Raw genomic sequence first — 15,578 nt, 5'->3', positions numbered from 1 at the left:
GACCCTCGGACACTCTCTCAACTCCCAGACTTGGTAAAAAAATCGCCGGATTGAAATTCCTGATAGCAGCCTTCCACAAAAGCTAGATAGCGCTGCCCAAAGACTTCGGGGGCAAACTGTTGAGCGCGCAACCTGCTGCTTTCTGGTTCAAATTTGCCTTGCAACTGCTCAAATTCTTGGACAGCTTCGACTAATGCTGCTGCGGTTTGGGAGGAAAAAAATAAACCTGTCCCAGTCTCTGGGTGTTGGCGAATGTCGAGCACTGTCTCCAAAGCGCCCCCTGCGGCATAGGCAATTACGGGTGTTCCGCAAGCTTGAGCTTCTACTAAAGCTATGCCAAAATCTTCGCACGCTGCATAGACAAAGGCTTTCGCCTCTGCCATGTACTTTTCAACTATGGAGGCGGGCTGCCAGCCGAGCACTTGCACGTTGGGTTTGGCCAGAAGCCGAATCATTTCTAATTCTGGCCCGGTGCCGATGACTATTAGAGTATGCCCGAGTTGATTGAATGCTTGGACTATCGCACTAACGTTTTTGTAACTTACCAATCGGCAAACTGTGACGTAAAAGTCTTGTTTTTGCCGCCTCAAGGAAAATCTCTCGATATTTACCGGCGGATAAATCACCTGGGCCCGCCGCCGGTAGCACCGCCAAATTCGGCGCGCCGTGTGTTGGGAGTTGGCGATGAAATAATCAACGCGGTGGGCAGAAATTACATCCCACTGCCGCAGTCGATGCAACAAATATCGCGTCAGCAGACCCTGGATGCCCCGTCCGGCTTTACTGCTGCGCAAATAGTCAAAAGTTAAGTCCCAAGCGTAGCGCATGGGTGTGTGGCAGTAGCAGACGTGCAGTTGCTGGGGACTGCTGAGGATGCCTTTGGCGACGGCGTGGGATGATGAGAGGAGGATGTCGTATTCTCGCAGATCTAGTTGTTCGATCGCCAAAGGCAGAAATGGCAAATATTTTTGGACGCCGCTGCGGGCTCGGGGAAAGTGCTGCAAAAATGTTGTGCCAATCTGTCGCCCGAAAAGATAGCTTTGGGGATTGGCTGATTCAAAGTCGATGAGGGCATAGACATCTGCCTCGTCTACGTGTTTGAGGATTTCCTGTACTACGAGTTCTGAACCGCCAGTAGCTAAGGGCGTCAACCATTCGTGAACTAGGGCGTATTTGAGTTTTTTCACTTGTATTTGTAGCCGATCGAACGATTTGTTAGCGCCAGTTCTGTCAATATTAGTCTTATTGAGGAATCACTTACGCAATATCCAGCCCTCAACCAGGTTTCTACGTAGGTATCTAGCTCAAACCCAGGATTTTGGCAATAAACGGGGTTTTTGTGAAATCAGCGACAGCAAAACTGCACTCTCGGGCAGTGATTTCCCCGATTGTTGACAAGAAATACTACTAGGCGGAATACTGAAGGTGATTTGCGAGCGCCTAAATCTTCGGAACGGGCGCGAGGCTCAATGTGGTGTGAGGAAAAAATGTCTAAATTTTTGTGGAAGGGACTTTTAGTTAGTCGCGCAGTATTGGCAGCAACTTTGGTCGTATCTTCGACCGCGCTAGCTGCAGAGCAACCTGTAGAAATTGCTGCGGCAGCTCAAGCTAATCTGCAATTAGCAGGTGCTGCAACCGAGGCGGCAAAGCCTGAGACGGCAAAGCCTGAGACTGCCGAACCATTGTCACTAGCTAGCAATTTGACTGTTGAAACTATTGAGAAAGAAAGTGCGAACCTTTACGAGGGCTTAGCTAACGAGCCGATTGCCCCGGTTGCCGAACAGGCAAAAGCACCGTCCAACGCAGTTGCAGCAGATTTAACCGAAACCAAACCCGCAGTCGCGCCCGCAAATCTAAGTGCCGAACAACCTGTCGCGGAGCAAATCCCCGCAGTCGCGCCCGCAAACTTAAGCGAAACGCAACCCGCCGTTGCACCGGCTAATTTAAAGGCAGGAAAAGCGGCCCCACAACCCGAGCAGATTTCCCAATCGAGTGCTCCAAGTGCCCAACCTCAAGCAGAGTCAAATGTTTTAGAACAAATCAACGAATACAGCACAGAAGGCAGCGGCAGCGAAGATGCTGTTGGCCAAGTAACCTCTGTGTCGCAACTTTCCGACGTTCGACCTACCGATTGGGCATTCCAAGCTTTGCAGTCTCTAGTAGAGCGCTACGGGTGCATAGCTGGCTATCCTGACGGCACTTTCCGCGGCAACCGGGCGATGACTCGCTACGAGTTTGCAGCGGGTTTAAATGCGTGTTTGGATAAGGTGAGCCAGTTTATTCAAGGTTCGAGAAATCGGGTGATGCGAGAAGATTTAGCTTCTATGCAAAGGTTGCAAGAAGAATTTGCGGCGGAATTGGCAACTTTGCGCGGCCGCGTCGATGTTTTGGAAGCGCGCGCCTCTGAATTAGAAGCAAATCAGTTTTCAACTACGACTAAACTCAACGGCGAAGTGATATTTGCTTTGACGGGTATCGCCAGGGGAGATGATGCCGAGGGTCGTAAAGCTGATGAAACGACGGCTTTTGGCAGCAGGGTTCGTCTCAATTTTGACACGAGTTTTTCAGGAAAAGATTTGCTGAGAACTCGATTGCAAGTTTTAAATTTGGGTTCGTTTTCTACTAATAATACGAAAACTGCTGAAGGGGAATTGCGGTTTAATGCTGGGCCTTTTGGCGAGGCTAGCAATACTGTAGGTTTAGATGCGCTGCTTTACCAATTCCCTCTCGGCAAAAACACTACTGTAATTCTAGAAGCCAACGCCGGCGCTGCTGATGATTTTACCAACACTGTCAACCCTTACTTTGACGGAGACGGCAGCTACGGCGCTCTTTCTAACTTCGGTACTCGCAACCCAATTTACTATTTGCTTGGTGGTTCTGGCATCGCTGTGCGACATCAGTTTGGGGAGAAACTCGAACTGAGTTTGGGATATTTGGCCGGCAACCCTGCGAACCCGACACAGGGCAACGGTTTGTTCAACGGTTCTTACGGGGGTTTGGCTCAGTTGACTTTCAAACCGAGCGACAGCATGGCTTTAGGTTTAACTTACGTTAATTCCTACAACTTAATTACCAATACCGGCAGCAATGCTTCTAATTTCCCGGCGCGTCTCGGTTCCTTCGGACTCGACAGCGATAGCAATCTGCCAGTTTCTAGCAATTCCTACGGCGCGCAAGCTTCGTGGCGTTTGAACCGGGGATTTGCAATTGGCGGTTGGGCGGGTTACACTAATCAGCGCATTTTATCGAACTTGGCTACTCCTACGGGTTCTGTGCAGCGGGGAGACCAAAAAATTTGGAACTGGGCAGTTACTTTGGCTTTTCCCGATTTGTTGAAAGAAGGAAATGTGGCGGGGATTTTGGTAGGTATGGAGCCGCGGGTAACGAGTTCTACTAATCGGACTTTGCCGGAAGATAAGGATACTTCGCTGCACTTTGAAGGTTTCTATCAGTTTAAGTTGAGCGACAATATTTCTATCACTCCTGGTCTGATTTGGCTGACTGCTCCCGACCACAATAAGAATAATTCTGATTTGGTGATAGGGGTGGTCAGAACGACGTTTACTTTCTAGGAGCAGCCCACACGGATTTTAGATTTTAGATTTTAGATTTTAGATTGGCGGTTTTATATCATGTCCGATCGATTAACCATAATATCCCGGTCGGGGCGGGTTTTTGAGATGGGAGATTGTTGGCCGGTATTGTTGGCTCACTGGCCCCTACAAGAATCCCTGTCCCTCGACCGGACATGATATTAATCTAAAATCTAAAATCGCCAATCTAAAATCGGTGGGGCTTGGGTTTAAGGTTTCAACAGAAACGACCAGCTTTAGCAAAAGCTGGTCTGCACAAATAGTTAAATCCGTTGTGTTCCCACAGTGTTTTTCTCACAGTGAGGAAACCCAAGTTGCACGTTTCTTTGCAAAGGGTTCTAAAAGAAATATCATCTCTCTTAAGCGGTTCTTTAACAACAAAATTTAAAATTTTTTAATAAAACTTTACATTACCCGACTGTGAATTGTGAGGGGCGATCGCACTCGCGGCAACTTTGTATAATCCAACAAGGCTTCAAAAACCCGGTTTATGCGCGGGTTTATCGCTACCAAACCTGTTATTTTAAGTAAAAACCAGATTTCGATTGCCGATCGACCATTTCACTCAATTTATATAAATTATGCCGGAGCTTGCTGCGGTCTGCCCCAGACAATTCGCTCCTGCTTGTATACAACCATACCAGGTTTCGCGCCTTTCGGCTTGTATACATATTTCGGTTCTGTATAAACGACGGGTACTTGTTCGCTGTGGCGGGCGCGACTGTAGTAAGCAGTCATGTCGGCGGCAAATTGCAAATCGGTTTCTTCAGCCACAGTACCGGGTTTGAGACGCAGCAAAGCGTGACTTCCAGGAATCTCTAGGGTGTGGAACCACAAGTCGTAGTCGTTGGCGGTGCGAAAAGTGAGTTGGTCGTTTTGGCGGTTGTTGCGCCCGATTAATAATTCAAAGCCGCTGGGGGTTTGGTAGCGGTGAAATTCGATCGCAGCATTTTTGTCGGTACTGCGGTAATCTGGTACGTCTAGATATTTTTGCTGGATCAGTTCTTCGCGGATTTCGGCGAGGGTTTGCAAATCTTGGGTGTTGCGGTAGGTTTCCAATACCGAAAGTGCGACTTCAACTTGTTCTAAATAGTCGATTTCTTCCTGTACGGCGGCTAACAAAGGTTCTACTGCAATGCGGGCTCTTTTAAGTTTTTGGTGTTTTTTGTAGAGGGCTTGAGCGTTTTGAACGGCGTTTTTTTCCGGGTTTAGGGGAATGATAACTGGTTTTTCGGTTTCAAAGTCTGGGAGAGAAATCGATTTCATTCCCGGTTCCCAATGCTGCAAGTTTGCCATCAGCAAGTCGGCTTGGGATTTGTGGGTGTCTGCGTCTGCAGATTGCTGCAAGCGTTCTTTAAATGTGTTGGCTTTGAGGCGCAGTTTTGCCAGGACGTTGTTGAGTTTTTGGGTAAGCTGATGCCGCAGTTGGGCGAATACTTCTTGATTGATTTGGCCTGTGTAGTAGCTGTTAAGTATTTCTTGAACGGAAGGGAAGGAAGAAGGCTTTTCGGCTTCGCTGAGGGTCAAAACAGGGGAAGAGGAAGAGGAATCGGACTCGTTCCCAAGCATATCTTGAGGCTGTGCCTCTCTGGTACGATCGGGTGCGGGCCAATCGATGACGGTGTAGCCTTCGGGGGTAAAACTCGGGTGAAATTTGGAGTTTTCTAGGCATTGCAGCCAGTATAGCCAGCGCTGGAATAGTTGCTGCCATTGGTCGGGATTGAGGCTGTCGGTGGATTGTTCGGGGTCTAAGGAAGCCGATCGAATCATTGAAAAAATTAAGGCTTTACTCAACCCTCGGTAATTCTTCAACAGACTGCGGTGTAATTGTCCAGGAACGAGGCTAATTCGTGATTGCCAGCGGTTTTGAGATTCGCTCAGACTCGGCACTGCATCGGTCAAAGACGGGGGCATTTCGTAGGGTTGCCCGGTTTGGATGGGACGGACGGTGGACTGTTTGGCGCTGACTTGGTGGGCGCAGGTGACAACGAGGTTGTCTTGGGCGGTGAGGATGACGTTGCTGTATTTGCCCATGATTTCGGCGTACAGGTGCCAGAGGGCTGGTTCTCCGGGGCGTTTGGCGAATTGCAAGTCGATGACTCTTTCCCAGGATGCAACGGGGGCGATGGAAACTAAGGCTAAACCGCTGAGTTGGTGCCGCAGTTGTTCGCTGAAGGTGAAGGTGTCGGGAATGCGGGGCGGGGGGTCGCCGAGGCAGATGCGGGCGGCTACTGGATGCCAGGAAAGGTCAATCCAGCCGCGCCCTTTCATGGTGCGCAGCGCGAGGGACACGGTGAAGCGATCGCGCTGGTAGACTTGTTCTAAGCGCGCTGGCAGCCATTGGGCTCGCAGTTCGCTGCAAGCTGCGGTTAAAGTTGTAAAGTCTACGGGTTGCACGGTGGCCTCTTTGCGATCGAACTATCTATTTCTATGCTGACAGATATCCGTCACATTTTACTAACGATATAAAATTATTGTTCGCTCTTGCTGGGCGTCCTTCGCTAGGAAAGCGCTGCCATAATTCCGTTAAGAAATAATATCATTTCCGGTTACACCGGAATGATGTTGACTGTTGGCGGTTCACTGTTGACTGTTGACTGTGAACAGTGAACCGCCAACAGTGAACTCGAATTTACTATTCGGATGCTAACGGATTTGATATAACAAATAACTAATAGACATCTGCTAAAAAGCAGGTTTTGAACAGGCAGGCTGCCTGTTCCACAATAATTATGGGAGATGTCTAATAACAACTAACTAATATAGCAATCCTTGCAGGAGTCGTAAATTTTTTACCCCACCCCAGCCCTCCCCTTTCCAAGGGGAGGGAGTAAGAAATTTACAAATGATTTAGGATTGCTATAATATCAAATCCATTAGCCTCGGCATAGTAAATTCGACTTCACAGTCAACAGTCAACAGTCAACACTCAACAGTCAACACTCAACAGTCAACACTCAACAGCCAACATCATTCCGGTGCAACCGGAATCGATATAACTTCCCGAATCAATTCCAAATGTTTGTACAAAGGTGCGATCGTATTGGCTGCGATCGCCCCGCTAGCAGCAACAGCGGGCAAACCAATTCCCGGAAATGTCGAATCTCCGCAGCAAAACAGCCCCGCTAAAGGTGTTATCGGCCCGGGAAACAAGCCGCTACCAGCCCGAATTCCGGGCCCGTAGGAACCGCGGTGGCGGCGCAAAAACCGTTCGTGGGTAAGGGGTGTCCCAACTAAGGTGACTTCGGCGCGCGATCGAATATCGGGCACAATTCTCTCTAAGGCCAACCACATCACCTCGGCGCGCGCTTGTTTTTGCAGCTTGTACTGTTCGCTGGTGCGATCGAGCTTTTGCCACAAATCGTAAGGCTCGTTTCCGGGGGTATATGCGTGAATGACGTGCTTTCCCGGAGGCGCGAGGTGGGGGTCGAGGAGGGAGGGAATCGAGACGAGAACGACGTTCTGAGGGGCCGAAACCCCCATTTCCCAGTCTTTGACGAAGATGTAGTGACAAGCCAAGTCCGATCGCACTCCGGCTGCATCTATTCCCAGATGCAGGTGCATGAAGCTGTCGCACTCGGGGGTCGCCTGCCGCTGTTGCCGAAACCTTTGCGGGACTGAGGTTTCAGGTAACAGTTTCAGGGTATCCCAAACGGATGCGTTGGAGACGACGGCTTTGTGCGATCGAATTATTTTGCCCGATCGCAGCCGCACGCCGGCAGCCCGGTTGTTTTCGACCAAAACTTCTGCAACGTGGGAATTTAGCAGCAACTGCCCTCCGTGGCGCTCTAAACCTCTTACCAGGGCGTTTACCAAAGCTGCACTACCGCCGATCGGATAGTCTAAAACTGCATTGGGGCGATACCAGTCGGCGAACATGAAAGCGACTTCGGCTGCGATCGTTCCGTCGGCGGGAAGTCCAGACAGCAGGAAACACAACAAGTTCAGCCAATTTCGGACAAAGGGATCTTTGACATTTTTGTCCATTATTTTGCTGAAAGGGCCTGCAAGTGCGATCGCGTCGCCAGCAGTTTGCAGGAAAGCCGGCGCAAATTGGCCGAGGGTAAAAACAGATCCCAAATCGAAGCGCAAAGCCAGGGAGGGTAAGGCTGTGGCAGCTTTGGCGTAGGGTTCCATGATGCGCTGGAGTTGCCGCCATTCGGCGACTGCTGCGGCGCCGCGCAGTTGTGCGAGCACTTCGGCAAATTGACTCGCACCGACGGATGTGTCGAAATCGCCTTCTGGCAAACAGCAACCCCAGGTATCGTAGGTGATGCAGGGGAGTTTTTCGCCGATCGCATCCAAAACTTGCCGCAGCGGATTGGCAGACGGGCTGTAGGATAATCCTGAGTACAGGGAGGGCCCGGAGTCGAAGCTAAATCCGCCGCGTTCAAAACCGTGTGCGGCCCCGCCCGCGATCGAGTGACTTTCGCAGACAATCACGTCAAAGCCATATCTGGCAAGCAGTGCACCGCAACTTAAGCCGCCTATCCCGCTGCCGATGATGATGATTTCTGTGTCTGTGGGGGCGATCGCAACCATGTTTTTCTCCGCTACTTCAGCTAATATTATCAATGTCTTGCAGCTTTAGGACTTAGGCATTTAACAGATGCGATCGTCCCTAGCCCTCCAAAACACAAGGGGGAAGAAGCAAGCAGTTGACTGTAGGGTCGATCCCCCCTAGCCCCCCTTAATAAGGGGGGGACAAGAAGCAGTCAAAGTCTTTGTTAAAAATGGCGGGTTCAGAAGCCTTCAAAGTCCCCCTTTTTAAGGGGGATTTAGGGGGATCTAGACTCAGCTACCAACCTTAAAATACAAATCTGTATATTATTAAATGGAAAATATATCTATTCTAGAACAAGCTGCCCAATCTAATTCTAAACCATCTCCCGGCGCTGTAGTCGCCGCCCTCCTCGAAGCTGAGAAAAGCGCGAAACAAAATAAAATTCGCTATGGTTTCGAGCAATTAATCGGCAATTGGCGCTTGTGCTTTATCACCGGCACTAAAAAGACTCGACAAAAAGCGGGAATTGTGTTGGGCGCGGGACGTTACATCCCTGAGTGGGTGGCGAAAATTCAAATTGCTTATACGGCCCAAGCTGTTGCGGATGGGGAAGCGGATAGCGAAACGGGCAGGGTGGAGAATTCGGTGCAGGTTGGGGCGATCGTACTAACTCTTTCGGGGCCGACTAAGTTTTTGGTTAATAAAAATATTTTAGCTTTTGATTTTACCAGAATTACGGTGAAATTGTTGGGTAAAACTGTGTATCAAGGATTTATTCGCGGTGGAGAAGGGCGGGAGACGGAGTTTTTTAGTTTGAGTGTGGGGAAGCAGGCATTTTTTGCATATTTTCTGGTAGAAGATGGGATAATTGCGGCTAGGGGAAGGGGCGGCGGCTTGGCTTTGTGGGGGAGAGTTTAGAGGAATTAAGGACACGGCAATTGAGGACACGGCAGTGCCGTGTCCCTACGCCAAAATAATCTATCGCCCTGGCTTTGATATAACCATCGCCCGATTAATTGTAGGGACACGGCACTGCCGTCTCCTGACTGTGGGTAACGGGTAAAATCAACCGGATTGGATGATGAAATTGCCCGATTAATGGTAGGGACACGGCATTGCCGTGTCCTGACTGTGGGTAATATCTCTGTAACTACATACGTCAAATACAGGGTTTACTTTTCGGTATTAACTACCGCGCATCGCCAATTAAAATAAACGGCGACCAATAAAACGGATGCCGCTGGATTTGACTCAACTTAGCTTGCTGCAAAGCTTCATTTTTACTCATCCCCTTATTGATATTTTGATAAAATTCAACCATCAAATCTTTAGTAGCGGCATCATCAACACTCCACAAACTCGCCATCACCGCTTGTGCGCCCGCACGCTCAAATACATAGGCAGCTCCCGATATTTCTTCACCGTTAGAATTTGCTTGCATAGCAGTTTGACACGCGCTTAAGGTGAGGAGTCTGGTGTTTTGCAATCCTAATAAGGCCGCCTCGCGAATATTGAATTGGCTGTCAGCAAATAGCAGTGTATTTTCCTCCATCCCCAATTTTTGACAGCCTCCCTGTTGGAAACAGCCGTGAGTTGCTAGGTGTAAAAAAGGAAAGCGGGGTGCTTGAGTTTTGAATTGGTCGAGGGTGGCGGCATTGCCGATATAGGCGGAACTTCCGGGGAATAATTGAGCGATATTTCTAACTTCTTCTTCTGTACCCGCTAAATTTTGCGGCGCGCGGGGGATGGGATTTCCTAATGCTAAGACTCCGCCTTGTAAAGTAGAATTGGGAATTGACCTTGTGGAAAGGCGGGTGAGATAGTTGACGGGATATTTCTGGATGAGGAATTTGCGATTTTTCGTGTCCCAAAGGGTTTCAAAAGAGATGTAACGCAATTTTCCGGTGGCGATGATGCTCAATTGTTTGGGAGATAATGCCTGTATCTGGTATTCTACAGGGCGAATTAGGATGTCGTATAGTTTGCCGCCAGTTTCTCTGTAATCTGAGTTGAGATAGTTTGATATTTCTTCGCGGTGTTCGGTAAGGAGTTTGTCAAATTCTGCAGGGTCTAGCGTAACTTTTTTAACACTTAAACTGTCTTTTGTCAAGACAAATAGGGCGATGGTATTGGGGAGATTTGTGACATTTGTCAGCAAGAGGGGCTGAATGACAACGGTATCGGGTGCGATACTTGCTTTGAGTTGGGCGATGTCTTTTGGTGTGGTTTCAAAGAGTTCGGCGGCTTCTGGGAATTGGCGGCGAATTTCTTCAGCTTTGCCGTTGACTTCTGTTTCTAATTCCCGCATTTGTCGGGAGAGATTTTCTGAGAATTTGTCTTCGAGTTGGCGGCGGAGGAATTGGAGTAGTTGATTTTTTTGATTCCACTCGTCAATGGCTTTTTGTGCTTGGGGGTTGGCGACTTTGGCGTCAATTAAGCGCGTGTAGTCGGCGATATCGGCTGTGGTGGCGATGTTGACCCATTGGAAAGCGCGATCGGCTTGGTTTTGGTCGATGAGGAGGGAGGTGAGGGCAACTGCTGATCCGCTTTTAGCCTCCAAAAACTTTTGGCGATTTTTCCGTTGTAAACTACTCCGAATTTCTAAGGTAATTTGGACGGATTGCTGCAAATTTTCGATCGCTTGAGTCGGTTGCTTCGTATTTTGGTACACTGAACCAATATTACTCAAAGTAGCAGCTTCCCCCGCGCGATCCCCCACTGACTGCAGAATTGGTAAAGCTTGGTTATAGTATTTCAATGCTTCTTGCGGTTGGGAAATGCTGTCGTACACTCCACCTATATTATTCAAAGTACCAGCTTCCCCCGCGCGATCGCCCACTGACCGCCTAATTGGTAAAGCTTGGTTAAGGTATTTCAATGCTTCTTGCGGTTGGGAGATGCTCTTGTACACTGCACCGATATTATTCAAAGTAGTAGCTTCCCCCGCACGATATCCCACTGACCGCAGAATTGGTAAAGCTTGGTTATAGTATTTCAATGCTTCTTGCGGTTGGTAAATGCTGTCGTAGACGAAACCAATATTATTCAAAGTAGCCGCTTCCCCCGCGCGATCGCCTACTTCCCGCTTAATTGGTAAAGCTTGGTTATAGTATTTCAATGCTTCTTGCGGTTGGGAGATGCTGTGATACACTGCACCGATATTAATCAAAGTAGTAGCTTCCCCAGAGCGATCGCCCACTTCCCGCTTAATTGGTAAAGCTTGGTTATAGTATTTTAATGCTTCTTGCGGTTGGGAAATGCTGGCGTAGACCAAACCAATATTATTCAAATTACCAGCTTCCCCAGAGCGATCGCCCACTTCCCGCTTAATTTGTAAAGCTTGGTTATAGTATTTCAATGCTTCTTGCGGTTGGGAGATGCTCTTGTACACTGCACCGATATTATTCAAAGTAGTAGCTTCCCCCGCGCGATCGCCCACTTCCCGCTGAATTGGTAAAGCTTGGTTATAGTATTTCAATGCTTCTTGCGGTTGGGAAATGCTGTCGTACACTAAACCGATATTACTCAAAGTAGTAGCTTCCCCAGAGCGATATCCCACTGACCGCAGAATTGGTAAAGCTTGGTTATAGTATTTCAATGCTTCTTGCGGTTGGGAGATGCTGTCGTACACTCCACCGATATTATTCAAAGTAGTAGCTTCCCCAGAGTGATCGCCCACTTCCCGCTGAATTGGTAAAGCTTGGTTAAAGTATTTCAATGCTTCTTGCGGTTGGGAGAAGTTGTCGTACACTGCACCAATATTACTCAAAGTAGTAGCTTCCCCAGAGCGATCGCCCACTTCCCGCCTAATTGGTAAAGCTTGGTTAAAGTATTTCAATGCTTCTTGTGGTTGGGAAATCCTGGCGTAGACTAAACCGATATCATTCAAAGTATCAGCTTCCCCAGAGCGATCGCCCACTTCTCGCCTAATTGGTAAAGCTTGGTTATAGTATTTCAATGCTTCTTGCGGTTGGGAAATTCTCTGATAGTTAAAACCAATATCATTGAGGGCTAAGGCTTCCAGCTTTTTATATTTTACTTGTCGTGCTATGGCTAGAACCTGTTGCCATGTTTCTATTGCCTGTCGCGCTTGTCCTTGCCTTTCCTGTTGCCTTGCTTCTAGTATAAGCCTCTTTATTTCTTCAAACGCTGAATTTTGACTTTGCCCCCAACTCGGTTGAACCATCACCGGCACAGTCAGAGGCGTCAGACACACACCCAAAACCAAAACACTGCTAATAAATCGTTTCATGATTTTTATAACTCACCAAATTCGATTAATAGAATAGGCATCAAACACAGAATCTTTACTTAATATAGGTATCCCTTTCACCATTGCTTGTGCAATAAGCAAGCGATATTTACACATACCAGTTTTCTATTTGTAAGTCGAGAAAATCTGCAAAGTCTGAAACATTGTTCGTCACAAGTATCAATTCGTTTACTTTAGCGATCGCCGCAATTTGACCGTCTGCAAATGATGGAGTTTTTCCAATACTGGAGAGACGCGCTCTTTCTGTCGCGTGCCAGATGGCAGCATTAGTATCATAAGGCAGCAGAGGAATTTGAACTCGAACTGTCTCATAGAGATAACTTTCTAGAATTCAACGTTTCCTTGATTCAGGAAGTCGCTTACACCCAAATAAAAGTTCGTGAAATACAACTGTTGCCGTCGCAACTTCTTCTTTGTATCGCTCTAACATTTTGACCACATTTGCATTCGGAATTGACCGAGTTGGTTCCGAAAGTACATTAGTATCTAATAAAAATCGCAAACTCACAAAATAACCTCGCGCCCCAGTGATGAATCTCTGAGTCCCTCAAAAACTTCTGCCTCAATTCCTGCTTCTTCTAGATTGTTTTCTTGACGAAACTTTTGGATGGCTTCCCAAAAATTTTGAGGTTGCTCAATCTGGCGTTTTTTCTCAATCTTAGCAATTACTTCAGTTAACTCAGCAGATACTTTAGTCAATTCTTTAGCTTTTTCAAGCAAGCGATCGACTAAGGGTGATGGCAATAACTCCAGCAGTTCATCAAACTCATCAGAACTTGTAATTATTCCTCGATCGCTCCCAAATCGGCTAGGTGTAGACAACCATTCTTCAACTTCATGCAAAGTTTCTGCTTTAACTGTTTCTGTGATACCTTTAACTTGAATTGATTGAGATGGCATCCTTTTTCTGAGATAAATTGCAGCTATCAGGTCAGACCAAGTAAAGTTTTCAGGTAATTTATCGATTAAGCTGCGGACTTCTTCTTTAAGATTTATGGTTTCCATCGGTTTTAGTAAAGAGAGTTGGGATTTTAATTCTAGTGCCACTGATATTTTACATTTGTTGCAACAGTCCGGCAAGGGTTAAAACCCCTGCCTCAAAGCTTAAGTCCTCTAAAGAGGACTGCAAGATCGAGAATCATGCAAGATTTGAATTGGAATAGAGGGGGCTTACGCACTGTAACTAAAGAAACCGGGTTTTTTACCGAATCTGCGGGCTACAATGAAATATTTTCGTAAAAAAACCCAGTTTCTGGCCCCCCAATTTCTACTCTTCAGTCCTCTTTAGAGGACTTTCGCTATGAGGCGGGGGTTTAAACCCCCGACGGACTTTTGCGATGATGCAAAGGTTTAAACCCCCGACGGACTCAATAGGGAGTCGCTGCAATTGTCATCGTTTTTTTCTGCACATCAAATTGCATTTGATCGACGACAAATTGTCGTTTATTTTTCCCATCTCCAACCATAACTGACCTGAGACTGTCCAACTTGTCAAGAGAAAGAACAGACTCTAGCTTCACCTCCGCTTGACCTTGATTCGGATCTAGCAAGCGAAAAGCGTTTATGGGAATACCGCGCCAAGTCTCTGGACGGCCTTTCGCTGGAGTGCGATCGCCCCGAACAACGGGCCCTCGATCGCTGATATAAACCGTCGCACTTTCGGGAAACATGATTTTATCAATTTGACCCAAGGGGATAGATACCTTTCCCTGTCCTCCCTGTATCAATAATTTTTGCTCTTTTTCATCAATCTGCAGAACTCGACCGTCTCTTTTTTCGCCCCCTTTCATCACAATTTCCGCTTGTGTCGGCAACGCTACAGGTATCGGCCCGCTAGCGTTAGCCTGTGCTTGTACCGATCGCAAATTCTGTTTCTGGACTTCCTGACTGGCCGCATTAACTTGTGCAGCCATACCCGCTGTTACCGTAAAAAGTGCTACAACTAGAAAAGAAAGAGTTTTGCGTTTCATCGTCCTCTAGACCCCCTTCAAGGATAAGCGTTACCCGTGCTACTGTCCTAAAATTGTACTCCACATTCCTTGAAGGTGATTCCGTGACCGCTTCTCCCGAACCTACTCCCGAATCGAAGATTTTAGGCAACTTAGCCAGTGTAGTTGGCTTGCTTGGTGCCGCTTTGTTTTTCACCGGCTGGATTTATCGCTGGTCTTATTTTTACTGCTTTCAGCTAAATGTAATTACCCTCGATTTACCAGTAGAATCGTTTCTCCTAGTACCGCTTCAGGTGTTTTTAGGTGATGGCCCGACGATCGTCAAAAGTGCGATCGCCCTTCTGCTGACAGCCCTGGCGATTTACCTCAGTTTGTGGCTGGTTAATAGTATAAACAAGACAGTTGCTGCTATAATTAATCGCAGAGCTAGACGTTGGCGTTTCTATGCTCGCAGAAGAAGATTAGGGTTGCTTAATCGGTTTCTGAAGTCTTGGCAGCAATTTAATATCAATCGATTGAACTCAATCAAATTATTGCGATCGCTCGTTGACGAAATTATCATCGTCGGTTGGGTATTGCTAGTGTTGTTTTGGTCAGCATACCACCAAGGTATTGCCGATGCCCGACGCGATGCCGGGGAAAATTCGTCTTTACCCGCAGTTGCCTTAATCGGCAAACAAGACAGCATGGCTTTAGGCAGAAAACTCGACGATCCCACACTCCGACTAGACCCCAAAGGATTTAAGGCGATCGGCGATGCAGGTCTATTTGCTGATTTGAACAAAAGAGATTATACTGATATTAATAATCCCCAAGAACCTAGAGTTTGGCGGTTACTTTTGGAGAGAGGGAACTGGATTTATCTGTTTCCTGCTTTAACAAAAGAACAGCAAACAGACCCTAAAGCTCGCCCGCCAGTGATGGCTATTCAACCAAGTCAATCCGGCGCTCAATTGTTAATTTTAAGTCCCCAACCTTCTCAACCTGCTAAATAGATTTGGGGCTGGTTTTCATCGATGATTATACACAGGTGGCCAGAAACCTCGGTTAGTCCGCCAGTCCGCCAGTCCGCCAGTCCGCCAGTCCGCCAGTCCGCCAGTCCGCCAGTCCGCCAGTCCGCCAGTCCGCCAGGGGTTGAAACCCCTGTCTCATAGCTGAAGTCGTCTGAAGACGACTGAAAGAGTGATTTATAGTCCTCTTAAGAGGACTTTTGCTATGAGGCGGGGGTTTTAACCCCCGACGGACTTTTGCTATTA

General features: G+C 47.7%; 11 protein-coding genes. 3 read left to right on the top strand and 8 right to left on the bottom strand.

From position 1 onward, the window contains the following. Positions 1-17 precede the first annotated feature (17 nt). Entirely contained in the window at positions 18-1,187 is a 1,170-nt protein-coding gene (locus QUB56_RS01900; protein ID WP_332952657.1) for a glycosyltransferase, read from the bottom strand. A 300-nt stretch (positions 1,188-1,487) separates the two neighbouring features. Between QUB56_RS01900 and QUB56_RS01895 the strand changes: the two genes are divergently transcribed. Continuing rightward, positions 1,488-3,575 carry an iron uptake porin gene (locus QUB56_RS01895; RefSeq protein WP_332952656.1) on the top strand — a complete coding sequence of 696 codons (2,088 nt, stop codon included), beginning with the start codon at positions 1,488-1,490 and terminating at the stop codon, positions 3,573-3,575. Between the two features lie 600 nt (positions 3,576-4,175). Here QUB56_RS01895 and QUB56_RS01890 read toward each other — a convergent pair. Next, positions 4,176-5,993, bottom strand: coding sequence for an NFACT RNA binding domain-containing protein (locus tag QUB56_RS01890; protein ID WP_332952654.1), 1,818 nt, complete (start codon positions 5,991-5,993; stop codon positions 4,176-4,178). Between the two features lie 573 nt (positions 5,994-6,566). Beyond that, positions 6,567-8,138 carry an NAD(P)/FAD-dependent oxidoreductase gene (locus QUB56_RS01885; protein WP_332952791.1) on the bottom strand — a complete coding sequence of 524 codons (1,572 nt, stop codon included), beginning with the start codon at positions 8,136-8,138 and terminating at the stop codon, positions 6,567-6,569. A gap of 292 nt (positions 8,139-8,430) precedes the next feature. Between QUB56_RS01885 and QUB56_RS01880 the strand changes: the two genes are divergently transcribed. After that, complete coding sequence (locus QUB56_RS01880; RefSeq protein ID WP_332952652.1) at positions 8,431-9,018, top strand: hypothetical protein; 588 nt, start codon at positions 8,431-8,433, stop codon at positions 9,016-9,018. Positions 9,019-9,289: 271 nt separating this feature from the next. On the opposite strand, the gene QUB56_RS01875 is transcribed toward QUB56_RS01880, so the two are convergent. The 4 genes from QUB56_RS01875 to QUB56_RS01860 form a co-directional block, all read right to left on the bottom strand. Further along, positions 9,290-12,352: a CHAT domain-containing tetratricopeptide repeat protein gene (locus QUB56_RS01875; protein ID WP_332952651.1), complete on the bottom strand. Its 3,063-nt coding sequence runs from the start codon at positions 12,350-12,352 to the stop codon at positions 9,290-9,292. A 352-nt stretch (positions 12,353-12,704) separates the two neighbouring features. Continuing rightward, positions 12,705-12,881, bottom strand: a complete 177-nt coding sequence (locus tag QUB56_RS01870; protein WP_332952650.1) for a PIN domain-containing protein — start codon at positions 12,879-12,881, stop codon at positions 12,705-12,707. Then, entirely contained in the window at positions 12,878-13,420 is a 543-nt protein-coding gene (locus QUB56_RS01865; RefSeq protein WP_332952649.1) for a hypothetical protein, read from the bottom strand. The genes QUB56_RS01870 and QUB56_RS01865 overlap by 4 nt, the downstream gene beginning before the upstream one ends. A 320-nt stretch (positions 13,421-13,740) precedes the next feature. Next, on the bottom strand, positions 13,741-14,343 hold the full coding sequence (locus tag QUB56_RS01860) for a hypothetical protein (RefSeq protein ID WP_332952648.1): 603 nt from the start codon (positions 14,341-14,343) through the stop codon (positions 13,741-13,743). Between the two features lie 83 nt (positions 14,344-14,426). On the opposite strand from QUB56_RS01860, the gene QUB56_RS01855 reads away from it, so the two are divergent. Continuing rightward, on the top strand, positions 14,427-15,317 hold the full coding sequence (locus tag QUB56_RS01855) for a hypothetical protein (protein WP_332952646.1): 891 nt from the start codon (positions 14,427-14,429) through the stop codon (positions 15,315-15,317). A gap of 52 nt (positions 15,318-15,369) precedes the next feature. Here QUB56_RS01855 and QUB56_RS01850 read toward each other — a convergent pair. Next, positions 15,370-15,578, bottom strand: a 209-nt coding sequence (locus tag QUB56_RS01850; RefSeq protein ID WP_332952644.1) for a hypothetical protein, incomplete at its 5' end; no start/stop codon positions are given.

This window comes from Microcoleus sp. AR_TQ3_B6 (genome assembly GCF_036702785.1).
Lineage (GTDB): Bacteria > Cyanobacteriota > Cyanobacteriia > Cyanobacteriales > Microcoleaceae > Microcoleus.
Note: the sequence above shows the minus strand (reverse complement) of the source record. Positions and strands in the feature narration are given on the sequence as shown.

Excerpts from the sequence above, each read along its gene's own strand:
- QUB56_RS01895 (WP_332952656.1), top strand. The coding sequence starts at position 1,488 with ATGTCTAAATTTTTGTGGAAGGGACTTTTAGTTAGTCGCGCAGTATTG.
- QUB56_RS01885 (WP_332952791.1), bottom strand. The coding sequence starts at position 8,138 with ATGGTTGCGATCGCCCCCACAGACACAGAAATCATCATCATCGGCAGC.
- QUB56_RS01880 (WP_332952652.1), top strand. The coding sequence starts at position 8,431 with ATGGAAAATATATCTATTCTAGAACAAGCTGCCCAATCTAATTCTAAA.
- QUB56_RS01875 (WP_332952651.1), bottom strand. The coding sequence starts at position 12,352 with ATGAAACGATTTATTAGCAGTGTTTTGGTTTTGGGTGTGTGTCTGACG.
- QUB56_RS01860 (WP_332952648.1), bottom strand. The coding sequence starts at position 14,343 with ATGAAACGCAAAACTCTTTCTTTTCTAGTTGTAGCACTTTTTACGGTA.